Below are 16,637 nucleotides of genomic sequence, written 5' to 3' on the forward strand. Positions count from 1 at the left end.
GGGTGCTGAGTACGTCTGCTCGCGGACGGTGACCGGCCCTCACCCCCTGAGTACCCCGGCCACCTGCTGACGCACCAGTTCCCGCCCGGCCTCCGACACCCCCGACAGCGCACCGGCGAACAGTTCCGTCATCCCACTGCCGTCGGCCGCCGCGCTCCCGCCGCTCACCGCGTACCCCTCCCGCACCGCGACCCGCAGCACGCCCTCCGGGTCCACCGCCGCGGCGGCGATCGTCGGCACCTGCCCGCCCGCCGGGTCGGGCACCTTCGTGTACACGCCCTTCACCGGCTCCCGCCAGCGCAGCGAAAGCAGGACCGGCGACTTGGCCTGGACCTCCGCGAGGTCCACCTCCTCCACCCCGTCCGCCGTGAGCACCTCGGCCCACGCGTCCAGCACGATCGCCGCCGGCAGCAGATCCCGCAGACTCGACCCGGCGATGTTCCCGCCCACCGTCGCCGTCCGGCGCACCGCCCCCGTGCCGACGCCGTTCGCCGCCCGCCGCAGCACCTCGGGAACCCGGTCGTCCAGCTGATGGAGCAGGACCGCGCCCCCGAGCACCCCGCTCCCCATCGCCGTCGCCTCCGGTACGTTCCGCAGGGACACCGCCTGTTCCGGGAAGCCGTCCCGCTGCCACATGGCCCATATCAGGGTCGCTCCGCCTACGGGGACCGCCCCCTCGGCCAGGCATTCCCGGGCCTCGGACACCGACGTCGGCAGACGCAGCAGCACGGCTACCTGCTTTCTGTGCGGACGCGACCCCCGGCCACGTAGGGCAGTGACGGCACGGATTCTGCCGGGGCGTGCCGGAGCGCATGCAGGGCTCACGGCGGCAGCGGGGGCGCCTTTCTCCGGGAAAAGGCCTACGGCGATGTCAGCCCGGCGTCGTACGCTTGGTAACGCGAGGCCGCCCTCAGCTACGCGGCCGTGACGAGGAGGAACCGCAGGCCTTAAGCGCCGGCCCATGACTCAGACACCAACAGCTCACACTCCCGCGCAGCAGCAGGCCCGAGCTCAGTTCGAGGTTCCCGCCCAGCACCCTATGGTCACCGTGCTGGGATCCGGCGACTCCCTGCTGCGCGTGATCGAGAAGGCCTTCCCGGCGGCCGACATCCACGTCCGGGGCAATGAGATCAGCGCGGTCGGCGATGCCCGTGAAGTCGCCATCGTCCAGCGCCTGTTCGACGAGATGATGCTGGTGCTCCGCACCGGGCAGCCGATGACGGAGGACGCAGTGGAACGCTCGATCGCCATGCTGCGGGCGAGCGAGAACGGGGAGGGCCCGGAGGAGACCCCGGCCCAGGTTCTGACGCAGAACATCCTGTCCTCGCGCGGCCGCACCATCCGCCCCAAGACCCTCAACCAGAAGCGGTACGTCGACGCGATCGACAAGCACACGATCGTCTTCGGCATCGGCCCCGCCGGTACCGGAAAGACCTACCTGGCCATGGCCAAGGCGGTGCAGGCTCTGCAGTCCAAGCAGGTCAACCGCATCATCCTGACCCGGCCCGCGGTCGAGGCGGGCGAGCGGCTCGGCTTCCTGCCGGGCACGCTCTACGAGAAGATCGACCCGTACCTGCGCCCGCTGTACGACGCGCTGCACGACATGCTCGACCCGGACTCGATCCCGCGCCTGATGGCGGCCGGGACGATCGAGGTGGCGCCCCTCGCCTACATGCGCGGCCGCACCCTCAACGACGCCTTCATCATTCTCGACGAGGCCCAGAACACCTCGCCCGAGCAGATGAAGATGTTCCTCACCCGGCTCGGCTTCGACTCGAAGATCGTGATCACCGGTGACGTGACGCAGGTCGACCTGCCCAACGGCACCAAGAGCGGTCTGCGGCAGGTCCAGGAGATCCTCGAAGGCGTGGAGGACGTGCACTTCTCCCGGCTGTCGTCCCACGATGTCGTACGGCACAAGCTGGTGGGCCGTATCGTCGACGCGTACGAGCAGTACGACAGCACGCACGGCACGGAGAACGGCACGCACAAGGGCGGCCGCTCGAAGTCCGCGCACAAGGGGAAGTAGACAAGCACAGCGTCATGTCGATCGACGTCAACAACGAGTCCGGAACCGAGGTCGACGAGCAGGCGATCCTCGACATCGCCCGCTACGCGCTCGCACGGATGCGCATCCACCCGCTCTCCGAGCTCTCGGTGATCGTCGTGGACGCCGACGCCATGGAGCAGCTGCACATCCAGTGGATGGACCTGCCCGGGCCGACGGATGTCATGTCCTTCCCGATGGACGAGCTGCGGCCGCCGTCGAAGGACGAGGACGAGCCGCCGCAGGGGCTGCTCGGTGACATCGTGCTCTGCCCGGAGGTCGCCGCGAAGCAGGGTGCCGAGGCCGAGACCCAGCACTCCATGGACGAGGAGCTCCAGCTGCTCACCGTCCATGGCGTGCTGCACCTGCTCGGCTACGACCACGAGGAGCCCGACGAGAAGGCCGAGATGTTCGGCCTTCAGGCGGCCATCGTGGACGGCTGGCGTGCGGAGCAGGGCCTGACCGGGCCCTCGCCGGCGCCGACGGTCTCGTAGGCGGGTCGTCCTCGTATGAGTCCGCAGATCGTCCTCGGCGCGATCGCGCTGGTGGTCGTCGCCTGGCTGGCCGCCTGCGCCGAGGCCGGTATCGCCCGCGTCTCCAGTTTCCGGGCCGAGGAGGCGGTGAAGTCCGGGCGGCGCGGCAGCGCCAGGCTCGCCGAGCTCGCCGCCGACCCCACCCGCTACCTGAACGTGGCACTGCTGGTCCGCGTCGCCTGCGAGATGGCCGCCGCGGCCCTGGTCACCTACGAGTGCCTCCAGGAGATCCCCAGCACCTGGCAGGCGCTGCTCGCCGCGATCGGCGTGATGGTGCTCGTGTCGTACGTCGCCGTCGGCGTCTCGCCGCGCACCATCGGCCGCCAGCACCCGCTGAACACGGCCACGGCCGCCGCGTACGTGCTGCTGCCGCTGGCCAGGATCATGGGCCCGATCCCGTATCTCCTCATCCTCATCGGCAACGCCCTCACCCCCGGCAAGGGCTTCCGCCGCGGCCCGTTCGCCTCCGAGGCCGAGCTGCGGGCCCTGGTCGACCTCGCCGAGCAGGAGTCCCTGATCGAGGACGAGGAGCGCCGGATGGTGCACTCGGTCTTCGAACTGGGCGACACGCTGGTGCGCGAGGTCATGGTCCCGAGGACGGACCTCGTCGTCATCGAGCGGTACAAGACCATCCGTCAGGCCCTCACCCTCGCGCTCCGGTCCGGTTTCTCCCGGATACCCGTCACCGGGGAGAGCGAGGACGACATCGTCGGCATCGTGTATCTGAAGGACCTGGTCCGCAAGACGCACATCAGCCGGGACGCCGAGTCCGACCTGGTCTCCACCGCGATGCGGCCCGCGTTCTTCGTGCCCGACACCAAGAACGCCGGCGACCTGCTGCGGGAGATGCAGAAGGAGCGCAACCACGTCGCCGTCGTCATCGACGAGTACGGCGGCACGGCCGGGATCGTCACCATCGAGGACATCCTGGAGGAGATCGTCGGCGAGATCACCGACGAGTACGACCGTGAGCTGCCGCCCGTCACCGAGCTGGGCGACGACCGCTACCGGGTCACCGCCCGTCTCGACATCACGGATCTCGGCGAGCTGTACGGCCTGGAGGAGTACGACGACGAGGACGTGGAGACGGTGGGCGGACTGCTCGCGAAGGCCCTCGGCAGGGTGCCGATCGCCGGTGCCTCCGCACAGGTCGAACTCCCCGACGGGCGCAGGCTGGCGCTGACCGCCGAGTCCGCCGCGGGCCGCCGCAACAAGATCGTGACGGTGCTGGTGGAGCCGGTGCCGGTGCCCGACGCCACGGAGGGCGATCCCGAGTGACCCCGGACCAGCTCCGCGCCTTCTGCCTCTCCTTCAACGCGGCCGAGGAGGACTTCCCGTTCAACCCGGACGTCTCGGTCTTCAAGGTGCTCGGCAAGATGTTCGCGCTGAGCTGGACGGCCGCGAAGCCCCTCAAGGTCAACCTCAAGTGCGACCCCGAGGACGCGGTGCGGCTCCGCACCGACCACGAGGGGCTGATCGCGCCGGGATATCACATGAACAAGCGGCACTGGAACACCGTGACCGTGGACGGCGGCCTGCCCGACCGGCTCGTCAGAGAGCTGATCGAGGACTCGTACGACCTTGTCGTCGCCGGCCTGCCGAGAGCGCAGCGGCTGCGGCTGGACCGGCCGTGAATCCGGTTGCCCGGGGCGGCCCGGGCGCGGTCGGATGTCCTCGTGACCATCAGATACCCGCGCCCCCTGCGCCCCGGTGACCGTGTCGGTGTGACCTCCCCCTCCAGCGGGGTGCCCGAGCCGCTTCGCGCGCGGTTCGACGTGGCCGTCCGTACGGTCGAGGAGGCCGGGTACGAGGTGGTGGTCGGGCGGTGCATGGACGGCGCCACGCATGTCAGCGCATCGGCCGCCGAACGCGCCGCCGAACTCACCGGGATGCTGACCGACCCGTCGATCCGGGCCGTCGTGCCTCCGTGGGGCGGCGAGACCGCGGTCGACCTTCTCCCGCTGCTCGATTTCGAGACGATCGGGCGGGCCGAACCCACCTGGGTCGTCGGCTACTCCGACATGTCGACCCTCATCACCCCGCTGACCCTGCGCACCGGGGTCGCGACCGTACACGGCAACAGCCTCATGGAAACGCCCTACCGGCCGCCGGAGGGCCTCCTGTCCTGGCTGGACGTCGTGGCCGCGCCGCAGGGGCAGCCGTTCACCCAGACCCCGCCGGGGCGCTACCGGGTGGCGGGCCGGGACGACTGGATCGCGGATCCCGGCATCCGGGATCTCACACTGGATGCCGAGAGCACCTGGACCCGGCTCGACGGGGACGGGGACGTGGAGGTGGAGGGGCGGCTGATCGGCGGTTGTGTCGAGACCCTCGCCCACCTCGCCGGGACACGGTATTTGGACACGGCCGGCTTCGCCGGGGACGAGCCGCTGCTCGTGTACGTCGAGGCCTGCGAGGACAGCGCGTTCACCATTTGCCGGCAGTTGCACGGTATGCGGCTCGCGGGGTTCTTCGACCGGGCCGCCGCGGTGCTGGTCGGGCGGACCAGGGCGACCGACAGCCCCACCCTCACCCAGCACGAGGCCGTGCTCGACGCGCTCGGACCGCTCAGGGTGCCGGTCGTCGCCGACGTGGAGTGCGGGCATGTGCCGCCGTACCTGCCGCTGGTGAACGGCGCGCGCGGGCGGGTGCTGCACACGGCCGTACGGAGTCAGATCGTCCAGACCCTCGGCTGACTCCGTCCGGTGAAGGGGGAGGAGAGCGGAGCCGGGGCGGGGAGTTCGTATGCTCGGGGCATGACCGACAGCAACGCGCTTGATCCCGAGGACCGCAAGATCGTCGTCCTGGCCCGCTCGGCCCGGGCCCGCAACCAGGTGCCCGAGGGGGCGGCCGTACGGGACTCCACGGGCCGTACGTATGTGGCGGGGACCGTGGAACTGGCCTCGCTGAAGCTGAGCGCGCTGCGGACGGCGGTGGCGATGGCGGTGGCGTCGGGGGCGGAGTCGCTGGAGGCGGCGGCGGTGGTGTCGGGGGCCGAGGAGGTTTCGGCCGAGGACCTGGCTGCGGTGCGGGATCTCGGGGGGCCGGGGACGCCGGTGCTGCTGGCGGGGGCGGACGGGGAGGTTCGGCTCACAGTCTCCGTCTGACCCCTGCCCACCCGCCCACCTGACTCGCTGTGCTGAGAGGCGAGGCGTTCTCTGACTCCGTCGGGGGAGGGCGGGGGTGGATTGACTGGGGGCGGGGGAGGAGGGGGACGGGTGCGGCGCCGTCGTGGCTGGTCGCGCAGTTCCCCGCGCCCCTTCGGGGCGGTTGTGCTGGTCCCACCTGAAGAGGCGCGGCGAACTGCAGTCGGCCAAATTTCAACCTTGTAGGTCGGTGTCGCTCGCGCATCAATGGGTCACGTAAGTTCCGACGGACCGTCAGATTCGGCCCCGCGGTGTGCCCGCACCCACCCGGACCGGGGTCACCATCCCCACATGGCATTCCCACGTAACGGGAAGGGAACTGATCCCCATGAAACGAATAGCCACCGGTGCGGCACTCGCGGCGGGTGCCCTCGCCGCCACGGCGCTGGCCTTCGCGCCCTCGGCCGCCGCCGTCACCCCGACCACCGCCACCGTCACCGCCAGCTGCGGCGTCTTCGGCGGCGGCACGGCCACCCTCACCGCGACCCAGAGCGGTACCTCGGCCACCCTCACGCTCACCTCCAGCGCGATCACCACCCCGCTCGCGCTGTCGGCGAACTCCATCGCCTCCACGCTGACCATGGCCAACTCGACCGGCGCCAACCGGGTCTTCAGCGGCACCGTGAACCCGGCCATGGCCGCCGGCTCCCCGGTCACCGTCGGCCCGCTCCCGGGCACCGTGGCCGCCGGTGACAGCCTCGACTTCTACAAGGGCTCGCTGAAGATGGTCATCTTCGGCGTCACCGTCACCTGTACGTCCAGCGCCGCCCAGTCCCCGGGCCCGTTCGTCTTCTGAGTCCGTCGACGGGTTCGTTCCGGATGCCGCAGAAGCTGATGAACCGTCAGGTTTCTGCGGCATCTCCATTGACTTCTCACGCGGCCTCCACATCAATGGCCCCCTGTCGGCGCAGAGGAGCCGCTGCGCCCGCAACCCTCAGGAGGGGGCAAACATGGGTTCACCCCCAGGATCACGAAGATCCCGACGGTGGCGCTGGATCTCACTGTTCGGGGCGACCGCGCTCGCGGTCACGGCGGGTGGCGCGCTGGCCTGTCCGGCCGGTGCCGCCGGGACGAACGTCGACTTCGCCACGCACTGCATCCCGCCCGCCGTCGCGGGCCTGCCGCCGATCGACGGCACCACCACCGCCAACATCTCGGTGGACAACGCCAGCCCCAAGGTCGGCGACACGGTCACCGTGACCTACACCGTGGTCACGCCCGCCGCCAACAACCCCACCGCCCTCGCCCTGCCGGCCGACATCATGACGCCGACGGGGAAGGTGGAGTTGGGCGGCGCGCAGACCGGGGACGTCACGGTGACCGGGCCGAAGAAGAACGATCCGGTGCCCGGGTACGGGACCTTCCCGTCGTTCTCCATGACCGGGACGTTCACGGTCACCTCACCGGGCGCCATCACGCTCTCGCCCGGCGACTACAACATCCACACCAGCTACATCCTGGAGCTGGACACCCCCTGCACGGTCACCAACCCGCCCGCCCCGGTGTCGCAGACCGTCACGGCGACCTCGACCACCCCGGTCAACAACCGTGCCGTCAGCCTGGACAAGGCCTCCGGGAACCCCGGTGACAGCGTGACCGTCAGCGGGCAGAACTTCACACCGGGGGCCACCGTGACCCTGGCCGGGCGGTCCGGCAGCACCCAGACCGCCGACACGGCGACGGCCACCGCGGGCTCCGACGGCTCGTTCAGCGCGCCCCTCGTCATCAACGACAAGACGACGACGGGGGTCGTGGCGTACGAGGGCGGTGCGTGGAGCGCTGACCTGGGGGCCGGGCCGGCCGCCTATGTCGTCAACGACACCACGCCGGTGCCGGACGGGAGCCAGAAGCTGACGACCACGGTCAAGGCGGGGACCCTGTCCATGTCCCAGGCCGGGGACTCCGTCGCGCTGTCGGCGGTCGACTTCGGGCAGGGCGGGGCGTCCACGGGCGACCTGCAGACCGTCACCGTCAAGGACTTCCGCGGCGGACCGGCCGGCTGGTCGCTCACCGGCAAGGTCACCGACTTCACCGGTCCCGGCGCCAAGATCGACGCCGGGAAGCTGAGCTGGACGCCGAGCTGTGCCACCAAGTCCGGCAGCCCCAGCACCTGTGCGGCCGGTTCGGCGGGCACCGTCGGCAGCTCCGGGGCGACCCTCGCCTCGACGCCGGACGGCACGCTCACCGGCGGTGAGTTCACGGTCGGCGCCGGGCTCTCCCTGGACGTACCGGCGTTCACCCCGCCGGGGTCGTACTCCGGAGTCCTGACCCTGACGCTCACCTGAACCGACTGCCAACTCCACCGTGGCGACCGGGCTTTCGGCCAGTGAAGGACCCGGTCGCCACCGATCCGCTTTCGACCGGGGGCCGCACCCATGCGTCGCGTCAAGCCGTATGTCCTCCTCCTGAGCCTGATCCTCGGCGTCCTGTGCACGGCGTCTCCCGCGCGCGCCGCCGACAACGGCAGCTGGTCCGTGTACCCGGTCGCCTCCAGGATCGCGGCGCGGCCGTACTTCTACCTCTCCCTCGACCCCGGGCAGACGATCACCGACAAGGTGGCCGTCGCCAACAAGACCGGCCGACCGCTCACCTTCCGGCTCTACGCGGCCGACGCCTACAACACCGCGCGGGACGGCGGCTTCGCCGTCCGGACGGTGAAGGAGAGGATGCGGGGGGTGGGGGCCTGGGCGAGGCCGGGGAAGGCGCGGGTCACCGTGCCACCGCACCGGACGGTCACGGTTCCGTTCACGCTGCGGGTGCCGAAGGGCGCCGAGCCCGGTGACCATCCCGGTGCGATCGTCGCACTGGACGAGCGGGTCGACCCGGGGGCGGGCGCCCTGGCACTCGGCGTGCAGCGGGCGGTCGGCGCCCGCGTCTATCTGCGGGTGAGCGGGCCGACGCTCCCGGCCCTCGCCGTCGAGAACGTGCACATCAGCCATCACCAGCCGCTCGTCCCCGGCCTCGGCGACAGCACGGCGACGATCTCCTACACCCTGCACAACACCGGGAACGTCACCCTGGAACCGAGGGTGCGGCTGCGCGCGCAGGGCCTGTTCGGCCGTACGCTGCTCAGCCGCGACCTCACCCGGATCCCCTCCGAGCTGCTGCCCGGGGAGCGGGTCAGGCTCACCGCGCGCTGGCGGGACGCACCCCAACTCGACTGGGGCGACGTGACGGTGACGGCCAGCGCGACCGGCACCAGGGAGTCGGCGAGCGCGTCGTTCCTCGCGCTGCCGTGGCTGGTGGTGGCGGTGGCTTTCGCCGCCGGGGCGGCGGGCGGCGCGCTGTTCGCCCGGACGCGCCGCAGGGGCGGCAGGCCGTTCGCCGGACCGTTCAGAGGGCGTCGGGGCCGCGTTCGCCCGTCCGCACCCGTACGACCGTCTCCACCGGCACCGCCCACACCTTCCCGTCCCCGATCTTCCCCGTCTGCGCGGCCTTGACGATCGCCTCGATCACCGGCTCGGCGTCGGCGTCCTCGACGACGACCTCGATGCGGACCTTGGGGACCAGGTCGACGCGGTACTCGGCGCCCCGGTACACCTCGGTGTGGCCGTGCTGCCTGCCGTACCCGCTGGCCTCGGTCACGGTCAGACCGTGCACGCCGAGCTCCTGGAGCGCGGTCTTCACCGCGTCGAGGCGGTAGGGCTTGACGATCGCGGTGATGAGCTTCATGGCTGGCTCTTGACCTTCTGGGCGGTGGGGAGGGCGGAGTGGGAGACCGGGGCGCCGTGGCCCAGGACCCCGTGATCGTAAGCCGTCTCGGCGTGCACCGTAAGGTCCAGACCGGTGTGCTCGTGGTCCTCGGCCGCCCGGAAGCCCATCGCCTTGTCGAGCAGCTTGCCGATGCCGTACGTCACGGCGAACGCGTACGCCGCGACGGCCGCCACCGCCACCGCCTGCCTGCCGAGCTGGGCGAGCCCGCCGCCGTAGAAGAGGCCCTCGGCGCCGCCGGTCATGGCCTTCTCGGCGAACAGGCCGATCAGGAGGGTGCCGACGATGCCGCCGACCAGGTGGACGCCGACGACGTCGAGGGAGTCGTCGTAGTTCAGCTTGAACTTCCAGCCCACGGCGTACGAGCAGACCACGCCCGCGGCGAGGCCGACGACCAGCGCGCCGAGCAGGGAGACCGAGCCGCAGGACGGGGTGATGGCGACCAGGCCGGCGACCGCGCCGGAGGCAGCGCCCAGGGTGGTGGGGTGGCCGTCGCGCTTCTGCTCGACGAAGAGCCAGCCGAGCAGGCCGGTGCAGCCGGCGGCGAGGGTGTTCAGGAAGACCGCGGCGGCGAGGCCGTTCGCCCCCATCGCCGAACCCGCGTTGAAGCCGAACCAGCCGAACCAGAGCAGACCGGCGCCCAGGATCACCATCGGGAGGTTGTGCGGCCGCATCGCGTCCTTCCTGAAACCGAGCCGCGGCCCGAGGACCAGGCACAGGGCGAGGCCGGAGGCGCCGGAGGTGATCTCGACGGGCAGACCGCCGGCGAAGTCCAGGGCGCCGAGGCGGTGCGCGATCCAGCCACCGGGGCCCCACACCCAGTGCGCGACGGGAACGTATACGAGCAGCGCCCAGACGGGCACGAAGGCCAACCACGCGCCGAACTTCGCCCGGTCCGCGATCGCGCCGCTGATCAGCGCGGCCGTGATGATCGCGAAGGTGAGCTGGAAGGTGGCGAAGAGGAGGGTGGGGACGGTGCCCTGGACGCTGGCCGGCCCGAGGCCGGTCATGCCCGCGTGGGCGAGGCCGCCGAGAAGCCCGGCGCCGAGGTCGTCCCCGAAGGCGAGCGTGTATCCGCCCGCCAGCCACACCACCGTGACCAGGGCGATCGACACGAAGCTCATCATCAGCATGTTGAGGACGCTCTTCGTGCGGACCATGCCGCCGTAGAACAGGGCCAGGCCCGGGGTCATCAGCAGGACCAGGGCGGTGGCGGCGAGCAGCCAGGCGGTGTCGCCGGTGTCGGCGTGCGCGGCGGAGAGGAACACGGGCGTCTCCCACGTGGGTCGGGGCTCGTCCGAGGGTCACCGGTCTCCGTTTCCGGTTGCGTACGGCTGTGTTTCCGTGACGTTTCGTTGCGTCGGGGTTACCGAAATCTCACGGTGCGGCGGGGCCTTGTGGATCAGGGAGAATGGGGGCCATGAGCGTTCGCAGCCAGTCAACCGAGCCGTCGGAACCGTCGGAGGCCGTCCACCGGGCGGGCTTCGCCTGTTTCGTCGGGCGCCCCAACGCGGGCAAGTCCACCCTCACGAACGCTCTGGTGGGGCAGAAGGTGGCGATCACCGCGAACCAGCCGCAGACGACGCGGCACACGGTACGGGGGATCGTGCACCGGGAGGACGCCCAGCTGATCCTGGTCGACACCCCCGGCCTCCACAAGCCGCGCACCCTGCTCGGCGAGCGGCTGAACGACGTGGTCCGCACCACCTGGGCCGAGGTGGACGTGATCGGCTTCTGCCTCCCGGCGAACGAGAAGATCGGTCCGGGTGACCGTTTCATCGCCAAGGAGCTGGCGGGGATCCGCAAGACCCCCAAGGTCGCCGTCGTCACCAAGACCGACCTCGTCGACTCCAAGACCCTCGCCGAGCAGCTGATCGCGATCGACCAGCTCGGCAAGGAGCTGGGCTTCGAGTGGGCCGAGATCGTCCCGGTCTCGGCGGTCGGCGACAAGCAGGTGGGCCTGCTGGCCGACCTGCTCGTGCCGCTGCTCCCCGAGGGCCCCGCCCTCTACCCCGAGGGCGACCTGACCGACGAGCCCGAGCAGGTCATGATCGCCGAGCTGATCCGCGAGGCCGCGCTGGAGGGCGTCCGCGACGAACTGCCGCACTCCATCGCCGTCGTCGTCGAGGAGATGCTGCCCCGCGAGGACCGCCCCGCCGACAAGCCCCTCCTGGACATCCACGCCAACCTGTTCATCGAGCGCCCCAGCCAGAAGGGCATCATCATCGGCCCCAAGGGCAAGCGCCTGAAGGAGGTCGGCATCAAGAGCCGCAAACAGATCGAGGCCCTGCTCGGCACACCCGTCTTCCTGGACCTGCACGTGAAGGTGGCCAAGGACTGGCAGCGGGATCCGAAGCAGCTGCGGCGGCTGGGGTTCTAGGAGCGGCCGGCACGACGGGCACCGTGGGGCACGAGGAGCCGGCAGCGGCGCCCGAGCGGTCAGGGACGGCTCGGGGTCATGTCCTGGAGGCCCACCACCTGGAGCAGGCGCAGGCGTTCGTGGGAGTCCGTGCCCGGGTGGGCCGTGTGGATGACGAGGTGCTGGCGGGTGTCGGTGCTGACGAGGACCTCGCAGTCCAGTTCCAGGAGGCCGACGGCCGGATGGAGGAAGCGTTTCGTCGTCGCGCGGCGCACCGCCACCTCGTGTTCGGCCCAGAGGCGGGCGAACTCCTCGCTGCCCGCGAGGAGTTCGGCGACCAGGGCGGCGGGGGCCGGGTCGGTGGGGCGGGCGGCGGCCACCGCGCGGAGGTTGGCGACGTGCTCGCGGGTCCGTGCCGGGCGGTCCTCCGGCGGGAAGAGGTCGCGGGCCGACGGGTCCAGGAAGTAGCGGCGGAGCAGGTTGCGGTCGCGCGGCGGGCGGGCCAGGACGTCGCCGCTCAGCGCCCGTGACAGGGCGTTCTGGGCGAGGACCTCGCCGCAGTCGGTCGTCACCAGCGCCGGGGTGTCGTGCAGCCGGTCCAGGACCAGCAGCAGCCCCGGCCCGACGTGCGTGCTGGTCCCCTCCCGGCGCGGGGGTTCCTCCCCGGCCAGGTGGAACAGGTGGTCCCGCTCGTCCTGGGTCAGGCGCAGCGCGCGGGCCAGTGCCGTCAGCATCTGGCGGGACGGGCGCGGGCCCCGGGACTGTTCGAGGCGCGTGTAGTAGTCGGCGGACATGCCGGCCAGCGACGCCACCTCCTCGCGCCGCAGCCCCGGGGTACGCCGCCGGGCGCCCTGCGGCAGGCCCACGTCGGACGGGTCCAGGCGGGTGCGGGTGTGGCGCAGGAAGTCGGCGAGTTCGGGACGGTTCACCTCTCCAGGGTGGCCCGGGCCGTCCGGCTTATCCAGGGACTGCCGGTCCCCTGATCGGGAGGTCTCTCCCGGCCGCGCCGGGACACGGCGAGGGTGGTGGCAACGGAACGAAGGAGAACACCGTGATCACTCTTGTCACCGGTACGACCGGCCAGGTCGGGCGGCGGTTCGTGCCGCGGCTGATCCAGCAGGCCCGGAAGGGGGAGCGGGTACGCGTGCTGGTGCGGGACGCGGCCCGTGGGGAGCCGCTGGCCGAACTGGGCGCCGAGGTCGTCGTCGGCGACCTGCGGGACGAGGAGGCGCTCGGCAAGGCCGTCGCCGGGGCGGACGCCGTCGTGAACGTCGCCGCCGCCTTCCGCGGGGTGCCGGACGAGGAGGCGTGGGCCGTCAACCGGGACGCGGCCGTCGCCCTGGGCAGGGCCGCGGTCTCGGCCGGCGTACGGCGGTTCGTGCAGGTCAGCACCGGGAACGTGTACGGCACCGGACGCGGCCGTCCGCTGACGGAGGACGACGAGAGCCGGCCCGGCGGCGAGATGTGGGGCGCCTACCCCGAGTCCAAGGCGGCCGCCGAGCGGGAGCTGCTCGCGCTGGCGGGCGGCATGGAGGTGCGGATCGGGCGGCTGCCCTTCGTCTACGGCGAGGGCGACCCCCACCTCGTCAACGTCATGCACTGGGCCGCGCACTGGGCCCCCGCGCAGCGGCTCCAGATGGCCCACCACGCGGACGTCGGGCAGGGGCTGCTGCGGCTGCTGTACGCGCCCGCGGTGAACGGCCCGGTCTACAACATCGCCGACGACGCCCCGGTCACGACCGTGGAACTGCACCAGCTCAACGGCGTCGAGGTACCCGCCGACCTGTACACCCGCACCGACCCCGACCCCTGGTTCGGGATCATGTCCAACCAGAAGATCCGGCGGGACCTGGGTTTCCGGCCCGTCTACCCCAGCGTCTGGAGCGCCCGGGACGCGGGAGCCCTGTAGGGCCGGATCAGTCGACTCCCCGTATCCGCCCCACCAGCCACGCCCCCGCCAGCCCGATCACCGCCGCTACCAGGTACAGGACGCGGTAGCCGCCGAGGTAGGTGACGACCGGCGCGGCGAGGGCGGGCGCCGCGACCTGCGGCAGGGCGTTGGCGACGTTGATGACGCCGAGGTCCTTGCCGCGGTCCAGGGCCTTCGGCAGGACGTCGGTCATCAGCGCGAAGTCCACGGAGGTGAAGACCCCGAAGCCGACGCCCAGCACCGCCGCGGCCACGACCGCCCCCGGCCAGGTCTGCCACACCGACAGCAGCGCCGTCGCCGCCGCCATCAGCATCCCCGACCAGATCACGAACGGCTTGCGGCGGCCCGTCCGGTCCGACCAGACCCCGCCGACCACGACCGTCGCCATCAGCGTCAGCCCGTTGACGGCGGTCAGGACCAGCACCCCCTGGTCGGGGTCGGCGTAGTGCAGGCGGTCGCGCAGGTAGTAGAGCAGGTACAGCAGCACCAGCGCGTTGCTGAGATTGATCAGGAAGCGGGTCAGCCAGGCCCAGCCCAGGTCCGGATACCGGCGCGGGCTCAGCCAGAAGCCCGCCAGGAAGCCCCGCCAGGACCACTCCGGCCGGTCCGCCGGCGCCAGCCGCAGATCCGGGTGGCGCAGGACGTACGGCAGCACGCCCAGCGCCGTGAACACCGCGCACGCCACGTAGCCGGCCCCGACACCCCCGGCGGCCGTCGCAAGCCCGGTGCCGCCGACCACGCCGAGGATCTGCGCGGCCCCCAGCCAGCCGCCCACCGAGCCCCGCTGGAGCCTCGGCACCCGGTCCGGCACCGCCGCCGTCACCGCCGCGAACGCCGCGTTCAGGGTCAGCTGGACCAGGCACCAGCCCAGCATCATCGTCCACATGCCGCCGGCGCCCGCGAGGAGCAGCAGGGACAGCGCCCCGCCCGCCGCACCGGCGACGATCCACGGCGTGCGGCGGCCCCAGCGGGACGTCGTACGGTCCGACAGCGCGCCGAAGACCGGGTTCGCCGCGAGCGAGGCCACCGCGCCGGCGCCGGTCACCCACGCCAGCATCGTCTCCTTCGACATCCCGGAGCCGGGCGCGAAGTCCTTGGCCTGGGAGGCGAGCAGGATCTGGAGGGGGCCGTACCAGCCCACCCAGATGGCCCCGTTGGCCAGCGAGAGCGCCGCCGTCCAGCCCCGCCCGACCCGCTCGACCGGCTCCGCCAGCGCGGCGGCCGGCTCCCGGAGCGTCGTCATCTCTGCGCCCGCAGGACGTCCCGGTACCAGCCGTACGACGACTTCGGCGTCCTCTTGCGGGTCGCGTAGTCGACGTGGACCAGGCCGAAGCGGCGCGCGTACCCCTCGGCCCACTCGAAGTTGTCGAGGAGCGACCAGACGAAGTAGCCGCGCACGTCCACCCCGGCCTCGACGGCCCGGTGCAGGGCCCGGATGTGGCCGTCCAGGTAGGCGATGCGGTCCTGGTCGTCGACGCCCTCGTACGAGCAGCCGTTCTCGGTGACGACGACGGGCGGGAGGCGGTCGCCGTAGCGGTCGCGGAACGCGGTGAGGAGCTCCGTGAGGCCCTCCGGGACCACCGGCCAGCCGAAGTCCGTCACCGGGACGTCCTCGATCTCCCGCACCGAGAAGGGGAGTTCGGCCGGCATGGTGACTCCGCCGAACTCGATCTCGGTGCCCTGCGGGGCGCCGACCCGGGTCGGGGAGTAGTAGTTCACGCCGTAGAAGTCGACCGGTTCGGCGATCACCTTCAGGTCGGACTCGACGTCCCCGGGCATCAGCTCGCCCATGCCGTCCGGGTAGGCGCCCAGGATGACGGGCTCGGCGAACAGCCGGTTCAGGAGGATGTCGTAGAAGCCGGCCGCCTCCAGGTCGGCGGGCTCCTGCGAGGCCGGCCAGACCGGGCCGTGGGAGTTGGTGATGCCGACGTCGGCGGCGCCGGCCGCACGCAGCGCCCGGACCGCGAGACCGTGGGCGAGGAGTTGGTGGTGGGCCACCGGGAGCGCGTCGAAGAGCAGCTGCCGGCCGGGGGCGTGGGTGCCGAGGGCGTGGCCGAGCAGGGTGTGTTCGGCGGGCTCGTTGAGCGTGATCCACTGGGTGACGCGGTCGCCGAGCCGGTCGGCGACCACACTCACGTGGTCCGCGAACCGGAAGGCGGTGTCCCGCTCCAGCCAGCCGCCCCCCGCGGCGGAGCCGCTGTCGGACGCAGCCTGAAGGGCCACCGGCAGGTCCCAGTGGAAGAGGGTCGCGACCGGCCGCACGCCCGCCGCGCACAGCTCGTCCACCAGGCGGTCGTAGAAGTCCAGGCCGCCGGCGAAGCGCACCCGCGGCCAGGAGACGGAGAAGCGGTACGCGTCCACGCCGAGGCCGGCCAGGAGCGCCACGTCCTCGCGGTAGCGGTGGTAGTGGTCGCAGGCCACCGCCGCCGTGGAGCCGTCCTTGATCCGGCCCGGCTCCGCCTCGAACACGTCCCACACGGACGGTTCGCGCAGGTCGGCCGCGCCCTCGATCTGGTGCGCCGAGGTCGCGACACCCCAGAGGAAGCCGTCGGGGAACCGGGGGAAGGGGGGCATCGGATGGACCGCGTCTGTCGCCATGGCCGGGATCATCCTTACCCCCGGTAACATAAGTCAACGCCCGGGCGTGAACTACCCGTTACGGGACCTGGTCACGCCCCTTCCTTCAACACCCGCGAGATCAGTTCGCGTTGCTCCCCGGACAGGTGCGGGTCGGCCGCGTACACCGTCCGGCCGTCCACCGTGATCTCGTACGCGAACCCGTCCGGCACCCCCGGCGGCGGTGCGCCCCGGCCGGTCGCGAGCGCGCGCTCGGCCAGGGCCTGCCACTCAGGGGCGTCGGGCGGGGCCGAGGTGTCCACCTCGGCCCGGCGCTCGATGCCCGCGAACCCGC

The 16,637-nt window shown here is 71.8% G+C and carries 18 protein-coding genes; 11 read left to right on the forward strand and 7 right to left on the reverse strand.

All coding sequences use genetic code 11. From position 1 onward, the window contains the following. Window positions 1–39: 39 nt before the first annotated feature. Window positions 40–729 carry an FAD binding domain-containing protein gene (locus tag AB0P24_RS32145; RefSeq protein ID WP_365800167.1) on the reverse strand — a complete coding sequence of 230 codons (690 nt, stop codon included), beginning with the start codon at window positions 727–729 and terminating at the stop codon, window positions 40–42. 232 nt (window positions 730–961) lie between these two features. On the opposite strand from AB0P24_RS32145, the gene AB0P24_RS32150 reads away from it, so the two are divergent. The 9 genes from AB0P24_RS32150 to AB0P24_RS32190 all read left to right on the forward strand — a co-directional run bounded on the left by AB0P24_RS32150 (window position 962) and on the right by AB0P24_RS32190 (window position 9,166). After that, complete coding sequence (locus tag AB0P24_RS32150) at window positions 962–2,029, forward strand: PhoH family protein (RefSeq protein WP_365800169.1); 1,068 nt, start codon at window positions 962–964, stop codon at window positions 2,027–2,029. A gap of 14 nt (window positions 2,030–2,043) precedes the next feature. Then, window positions 2,044–2,541, forward strand: coding sequence for an rRNA maturation RNase YbeY (gene ybeY, locus AB0P24_RS32155; RefSeq protein ID WP_234539372.1), 498 nt, complete (start codon window positions 2,044–2,046; stop codon window positions 2,539–2,541). Between the two features lie 15 nt (window positions 2,542–2,556). After that, complete coding sequence (locus tag AB0P24_RS32160) at window positions 2,557–3,858, forward strand: hemolysin family protein (protein WP_365800171.1); 1,302 nt, start codon at window positions 2,557–2,559, stop codon at window positions 3,856–3,858. Continuing rightward, the gene (locus tag AB0P24_RS32165; protein ID WP_365800173.1) at window positions 3,855–4,214 is read left to right on the forward strand and encodes an MmcQ/YjbR family DNA-binding protein; all 360 of its coding nucleotides are present in this window, start codon (window positions 3,855–3,857) and stop codon (window positions 4,212–4,214) included. The genes AB0P24_RS32160 and AB0P24_RS32165 overlap by 4 nt, the downstream gene beginning before the upstream one ends. 42 nt (window positions 4,215–4,256) lie before the next feature. Continuing rightward, complete coding sequence (locus AB0P24_RS32170; RefSeq protein ID WP_365800175.1) at window positions 4,257–5,276, forward strand: S66 peptidase family protein; 1,020 nt, start codon at window positions 4,257–4,259, stop codon at window positions 5,274–5,276. 60 nt (window positions 5,277–5,336) lie between these two features. Then, window positions 5,337–5,687 (forward strand): cytidine deaminase, encoded by a 351-nt coding sequence (locus AB0P24_RS32175; RefSeq protein ID WP_365800177.1) that lies wholly within the window; start codon window positions 5,337–5,339, stop codon window positions 5,685–5,687. A 361-nt stretch (window positions 5,688–6,048) separates the two neighbouring features. Continuing rightward, window positions 6,049–6,522: a hypothetical protein gene (locus AB0P24_RS32180; RefSeq protein WP_365800203.1), complete on the forward strand. Its 474-nt coding sequence runs from the start codon at window positions 6,049–6,051 to the stop codon at window positions 6,520–6,522. 154 nt (window positions 6,523–6,676) lie between these two features. Then, a complete protein-coding gene (locus AB0P24_RS32185) occupies window positions 6,677–8,011 on the forward strand; it encodes a beta-xylosidase (RefSeq protein WP_365800179.1) in 1,335 nt (444 codons plus the stop codon). A 90-nt stretch (window positions 8,012–8,101) separates the two neighbouring features. Next, complete coding sequence (locus AB0P24_RS32190; RefSeq protein WP_365800181.1) at window positions 8,102–9,166, forward strand: DUF916 domain-containing protein; 1,065 nt, start codon at window positions 8,102–8,104, stop codon at window positions 9,164–9,166. On the opposite strand, the gene AB0P24_RS32195 is transcribed toward AB0P24_RS32190, so the two are convergent. After that, a complete protein-coding gene (locus tag AB0P24_RS32195; RefSeq protein WP_365800183.1) occupies window positions 9,060–9,398 on the reverse strand; it encodes a P-II family nitrogen regulator in 339 nt (112 codons plus the stop codon). The two genes, AB0P24_RS32190 and AB0P24_RS32195, sit on opposite strands and share 107 nt — an antisense overlap. Continuing rightward, a complete protein-coding gene (locus tag AB0P24_RS32200) occupies window positions 9,395–10,705 on the reverse strand; it encodes an ammonium transporter (protein ID WP_365800185.1) in 1,311 nt (436 codons plus the stop codon). Before AB0P24_RS32200 ends, AB0P24_RS32195 begins: the two co-directional genes overlap by 4 nt. Before the next feature lie 143 nt (window positions 10,706–10,848). Here AB0P24_RS32200 and era point away from each other — a divergent pair, with 143 nt between their 5' ends. Next, complete coding sequence (era, locus tag AB0P24_RS32205; RefSeq protein WP_365800187.1) at window positions 10,849–11,817, forward strand: GTPase Era; 969 nt, start codon at window positions 10,849–10,851, stop codon at window positions 11,815–11,817. A gap of 59 nt (window positions 11,818–11,876) precedes the next feature. Here era and AB0P24_RS32210 read toward each other — a convergent pair whose 3' ends face one another. Then, window positions 11,877–12,725, reverse strand: a complete 849-nt coding sequence (locus AB0P24_RS32210) for a helix-turn-helix transcriptional regulator (RefSeq protein ID WP_365800189.1) — start codon at window positions 12,723–12,725, stop codon at window positions 11,877–11,879. A gap of 122 nt (window positions 12,726–12,847) precedes the next feature. Here AB0P24_RS32210 and AB0P24_RS32215 point away from each other — a divergent pair, with 122 nt between their 5' ends. Beyond that, complete coding sequence (locus AB0P24_RS32215) at window positions 12,848–13,705, forward strand: NAD(P)-dependent oxidoreductase (RefSeq protein WP_365800191.1); 858 nt, start codon at window positions 12,848–12,850, stop codon at window positions 13,703–13,705. A 7-nt stretch (window positions 13,706–13,712) separates the two neighbouring features. On the opposite strand, the gene AB0P24_RS32220 is transcribed toward AB0P24_RS32215, so the two are convergent. The 3 genes from AB0P24_RS32220 to AB0P24_RS32230 form a co-directional block, all read right to left on the reverse strand. Beyond that, a complete protein-coding gene (locus AB0P24_RS32220; RefSeq protein ID WP_365800193.1) occupies window positions 13,713–14,969 on the reverse strand; it encodes an MFS transporter in 1,257 nt (418 codons plus the stop codon). Next, window positions 14,966–16,324, reverse strand: a complete 1,359-nt coding sequence (locus tag AB0P24_RS32225) for a GH1 family beta-glucosidase (protein WP_365800195.1) — start codon at window positions 16,322–16,324, stop codon at window positions 14,966–14,968. Before AB0P24_RS32225 ends, AB0P24_RS32220 begins: the two co-directional genes overlap by 4 nt. 71 nt (window positions 16,325–16,395) lie before the next feature. Beyond that, the coding region (locus tag AB0P24_RS32230; RefSeq protein ID WP_365800197.1) for a protealysin inhibitor emfourin at window positions 16,396–16,637 on the reverse strand (242 nt) is incomplete at its 5' end.

The organism is Streptomyces sp. NPDC086519 (assembly GCF_040686075.1).
GTDB classification, from domain to species: domain Bacteria; phylum Actinomycetota; class Actinomycetes; order Streptomycetales; family Streptomycetaceae; genus Streptomyces; species Streptomyces shenzhenensis.